Below are 5406 nucleotides of genomic sequence, written 5' to 3'. Positions count from 1 at the left end.
CGCGGGGTGCCCGTCTTCTGGGAACCACAAAGTGGACGCAAGCAATCCTTGACCACTCCTACCAGCCTTTACAACGGTATGAGTGTAATGATTATCAAGTTATCGGCTTATTAGTACCGGTCAGCTTCAACAGTCTTTAGTCCTGTCTTCCACATCCGGCCTATCAACCCAGTCGTCTGGCTGGGAGCCTCTCCCCCGAAGGGATGGAAATCTCATCTCGAAGCCGGCTTCCCGCTTAGATGCTTTCAGCGGTTATCCGTTCCGAACGTAGCTAATCAGCGGTGCTCCTGGCGGAACAACTGACACACCAGAGGTTCGTCCATCCCGGTCCTCTCGTACTAGGGATAGATCTTCTCAAATTTCCTGCGCGCGCAGCGGATAGGGACCGAACTGTCTCACGACGTTCTAAACCCAGCTCGCGTACCGCTTTAATGGGCGAACAGCCCAACCCTTGGGACCTACTCCAGCCCCAGGATGCGACGAGCCGACATCGAGGTGCCAAACCATGCCGTCGATATGGACTCTTGGGCAAGATCAGCCTGTTATCCCCGAGGTACCTTTTATCCGTTGAGCGACAGCGCTTCCACAAGCCACTGCCGGATCACTAGTCCCGACTTTCGTCCCTGCTCGACTTGTCAGTCTCACAGTCAAGCTCCCTTGTGCACTTACACTCGACACCTGATTGCCAACCAGGTTGAGGGAACCTTTGGGCGCCTCCGTTACTCTTTAGGAGGCAACCGCCCCAGTTAAACTACCCATCAGGCACTGTCCCTGAACCCGATTAGGGTCCGAAGTTAGATATCCAGAGTGACCAGAGTGGTATTTCAACAATGACTCCACGAACACTAGCGTGCCCGCTTCACAGTCTCCCACCTATCCTACACAAGCCACACCGAACACCAATACCAAACTATAGTAAAGGTCACGGGGTCTTTCCGTCCTGCTGCGCGTAACGAGCATCTTTACTCGTAATGCAATTTCGCCGAGTTCGCGGTTGAGACAGCTGGGAAGTCGTTACGCCATTCGTGCAGGTCGGAACTTACCCGACAAGGAATTTCGCTACCTTAGGATGGTTATAGTTACCACCGCCGTTTACTGGGGCTTAAATTCTCAGCTTCGCCGACAAATCGGCTAACCATTCCTCTTAACCTTCCAGCACCGGGCAGGCGTCAGTCCGTATACATCGTCTTGCGACTTAGCACGGACCTGTGTTTTTAGTAAACAGTCGCTTCCCACTGGTCTCTGCGGCCATCGAACGCTCCCGGAGCAAGTCCGTTCACGCCTCAGGCCCCCCTTCTCCCGAAGTTACGGGGGCATTTTGCCGAGTTCCTTAACCACGATTCTCTCGATCTCCTTAGTATTCTCTACCTGACCACCTGAGTCGGTTTGGGGTACGGGCAGCTAGAACCTCGCGTCGATGCTTTTCTTGGCAGCATAGGATCACCGATTTCGACTCACGTCTACCCATCAGATCTCAGGCTCCATGAACGACGGATTTGCCTATCGTTCGCCCTACATCCTTAGACCGGGACAACCATCGCCCGGCTCGGCTACCTTCCTGCGTCACACCTGTTAACACGCTAAACGCACCAGCACGGGGTCGTACGCTAGGCCCAACGCTTCACCCCGAAGGGATCCATCACAGGGATTCAGATACTTAGCACTACTGGATTATCTTGGGCGGTTCTTCGCCGGTACGGGAATATCAACCCGTTGTCCATCGACTACGCCTGTCGGCCTCGCCTTAGGTCCCGACTTACCCAGGGAAGATTAGCTTGACCCTGGAACCCTTGGTCTTCCGGAGGACGGGTTTCTCACCCGTCTTTCGCTACTCATGCCTGCATTCTCACTCGTGTGGCGTCCACGGCTGGTTCACACCGCCGCTTCACTCGCCACACGACGCTCTCCTACCCATCAACACGGCTGGACCACGAAGGCCTACCACAAATGTCAATGCCACAACTTCGGTGGCGTGCTTGAGCCCCGTTACATTGTCGGCGCGGAATCACTTGACCAGTGAGCTATTACGCACTCTTTCAAGGGTGGCTGCTTCTAAGCCAACCTCCTGGTTGTCTGTGCAACTCCACATCCTTTCCCACTTAGCACGCGCTTAGGGACCTTAGTTGGTGGTCTGGGTTGTTTCCCTCTCGACTATGAAGCTTATCCCCCACAGTCTCACTGCTGCGCTCTCACTTACCGGCATTCGGAGTTTGGCTGACGTCAGTAAGCTTTTGGGCCCCATCGGCCATCCAGTAGCTCTACCTCCGGCAAGAAACACGCAACGCTGCACCTAAATGCATTTCGGAGAGAACCAGCTATCACGAAGTTTGATTGGCCTTTCACCCCTATCCACAGCTCATCCCCTCCATTTTCAACTGAAGTGGGTTCGGTCCTCCACGACGTCTTACCGTCGCTTCAACCTGGCCATGGATAGATCACTTCGCTTCGGGTCTAGACCCTGCGACTCACAACGCCCTATTCGGACTCGCTTTCGCTACGGCTGCCCCACACGGGTTAACCTCGCCACAGAGCACTAACTCGCAGGCTCATTCTTCAAAAGGCACGCCGTCACCCCAACAAGGAGGCTCCGACGGTTTGTAAGCAAACGGTTTCAGGTACTATTTCACTCCCCTCCCGGGGTACTTTTCACCTTTCCCTCACGGTACTTGTCCGCTATCGGTCATCTGGGAGTATTTAGGCTTATCAGGTGGTCCTGACAGATTCACACGGGATTTCTCGGGCCCCGTGCTACTTGGGATACTCTTCACGCCATAACACCATTTCGACTACGGGGCTCGCACCCGCTCTGGCCAGGCATTCAAACCTGTTCGTCTATGATGCGCTGTAACGTTCCATGCTCGGCAGAACACAACGAAAAGTCCCACAACCCCGACCATGCAACCCCTGCCGGGTATCACACATGGCTCGGTTTAGCCTCTTCCGCGTTCGCTCGCCACTACTAACGGAATCACTATTGTTTTCTCTTCCTGTGGGTACTGAGATGTTTCACTTCCCCACGTTCCCTCTACCCGCCCTATATATTCAGGCGGGAGTCACCAGGTCACCACAAAGGGCCCAGCGGGGTTTCCCCATTCGGAAATCCTCGGATCACAGCTCGTTTATCAGCTCCCCGAGGCTTATCGCAGATTACGACGTCCTTCTTCGGCTCCAGATGCCAAGGCATTCACCGTTTGCTCTTAAAAACTTGAAATCACATGAGTTTAAGAAACCACAACTCGAAAAGTTGCAGATCCAATGACTCGCAAGAACACCCGAAAGCATCCCCACGAATCGTAATGATCCAGGATTTACAGTCCTGTATCAAAGATGCTCGCGTCCACTGTGTAGTTCTCAAAATACGGGCGGTACCCCTCCCCCACACACCCAGGCATGAGAAAAGGATCCAGAGAGTCGACCCCGCCACCCAAAGGCAACCGGCCCGGTCCCTCAGGACCCAACAGCGTGCATGCACAAAACTCCACCCGACCACGCTTTCCCAACCCGAAGGCCGTACTCACACAAGACGAATCTCGCTCTGCACCCAGTTCAACGTTCCACCCATGAGCAACCAGCAAAGACATTCGCTTTGACCTGGCGCCTGGAACACCCTACGGTGCCCAGAAGCTCCTTAGAAAGGAGGTGATCCAGCCGCACCTTCCGGTACGGCTACCTTGTTACGACTTAGTCCTAATCACCGATCCCACCTTCGACAGCTCCCTCCTTACGGTTAGGCCACTGGCTTCGGGTGTTACCGACTTTCATGACTTGACGGGCGGTGTGTACAAGGCCCGGGAACGTATTCACCGCAGCGTTGCTGATCTGCGATTACTAGCGACTCCGACTTCATGAGGTCGAGTTGCAGACCTCAATCCGAACTGAGACCGGCTTTTTGGGATTCGCTCCACCTTACGGTATCGCAGCCCTTTGTACCGGCCATTGTAGCATGCGTGAAGCCCAAGACATAAGGGGCATGATGATTTGACGTCATCCCCACCTTCCTCCGAGTTGACCCCGGCAGTCTCCTATGAGTTCCCACCATAACGTGCTGGCAACATAGAACGAGGGTTGCGCTCGTTGCGGGACTTAACCCAACATCTCACGACACGAGCTGACGACAACCATGCACCACCTGTATACCGACCTTGCGGGGCAACCATCTCTGGAAGTTTCCGGTATATGTCAAGCCTTGGTAAGGTTCTTCGCGTTGCATCGAATTAATCCGCATGCTCCGCCGCTTGTGCGGGCCCCCGTCAATTCCTTTGAGTTTTAGCCTTGCGGCCGTACTCCCCAGGCGGGGAACTTAATGCGTTAGCTGCGACACGGAGACCGTGGAAAGGCCCCCACATCTAGTTCCCAACGTTTACGGCGTGGACTACCAGGGTATCTAATCCTGTTCGCTCCCCACGCTTTCGCTCCTCAGCGTCAGTAACGGCCCAGAGAACTGCCTTCGCCATCGGTGTTCCTCCTGATATCTGCGCATTCCACCGCTACACCAGGAATTCCATTCTCCCCTACCGCACTCTAGTCTGCCCGTACCCACTGCAGGCCCGAGGTTGAGCCTCGGGTTTTCACAGCAGACGCGACAAACCGCCTACGAGCTCTTTACGCCCAATAATTCCGGACAACGCTTGCACCCTACGTATTACCGCGGCTGCTGGCACGTAGTTAGCCGGTGCTTTTTCTGCAGGTACCGTCAAGCCGAAGCCCTTCTTCCCTACTAAAAGAGGTTTACAACCCGAAGGCCGTCATCCCCCACGCGGCGTTGCTGCATCAGGCTTTCGCCCATTGTGCAATATTCCCCACTGCTGCCTCCCGTAGGAGTCTGGGCCGTGTCTCAGTCCCAGTGTGGCCGGTCACCCTCTCAGGCCGGCTACCCGTCGTCGCCTTGGTGAGCCATTACCTCACCAACAAGCTGATAGGCCGCGAGTCCATCCTTGACCGAAAAACTTTCCACCCACACCCGATGCCGGGGCAGGTCATATCCGGTATTAGACGCCGTTTCCAGCGCTTATCCCAGAGTCAAGGGCAGGTTACTCACGTGTTACTCACCCGTTCGCCACTAATCCACCCAGCAAGCTAGGCTTCATCGTTCGACTTGCATGTGTTAAGCACGCCGCCAGCGTTCGTCCTGAGCCAGGATCAAACTCTCCGTAAAAAAATTACGACCCCCAACCCCAAAGAGAAGGAAATCAAGTTTGACCTCTAGCAAATACGACATCCCTCCGACCCGAAAGCCGGAAACTGACATCAATTTCCAAAGAAACCCCAACCAGTCATCCAAAAACAACCAGCCAGAGATATAAAATTGGCATTGAACATAGTGCACGCTGTTGAGTTCTCAAGAATCGGACACACCCCGCCTCCACACCACAAAGGCACTTCACAACGAGAGTGATCGAAAAATAT

2 rRNA genes are annotated in these 5406 nt (G+C 54.6%); both read right to left on the bottom strand.

The features are described 5' to 3' along the window. Positions 1-90 precede the first annotated feature (90 nt). Positions 91-3211, bottom strand: a 23S ribosomal RNA gene (locus HRF29_RS14485). A 421-nt stretch (positions 3212-3632) separates the two neighbouring features. Further along, positions 3633-5155 (bottom strand): 16S ribosomal RNA (locus HRF29_RS14480). Together the 16S and 23S rRNA genes form the textbook arrangement of a ribosomal RNA operon. Between the last annotated feature and the right edge of the window lie 251 nt (positions 5156-5406).

The sequence above is a fragment of the Rathayibacter agropyri genome, from assembly GCF_013249015.1.
In the GTDB taxonomy this organism is placed as follows: domain Bacteria; phylum Actinomycetota; class Actinomycetes; order Actinomycetales; family Microbacteriaceae; genus Rathayibacter; species Rathayibacter agropyri.
This window is presented reverse-complemented; position numbering and strand designations above follow the sequence as displayed.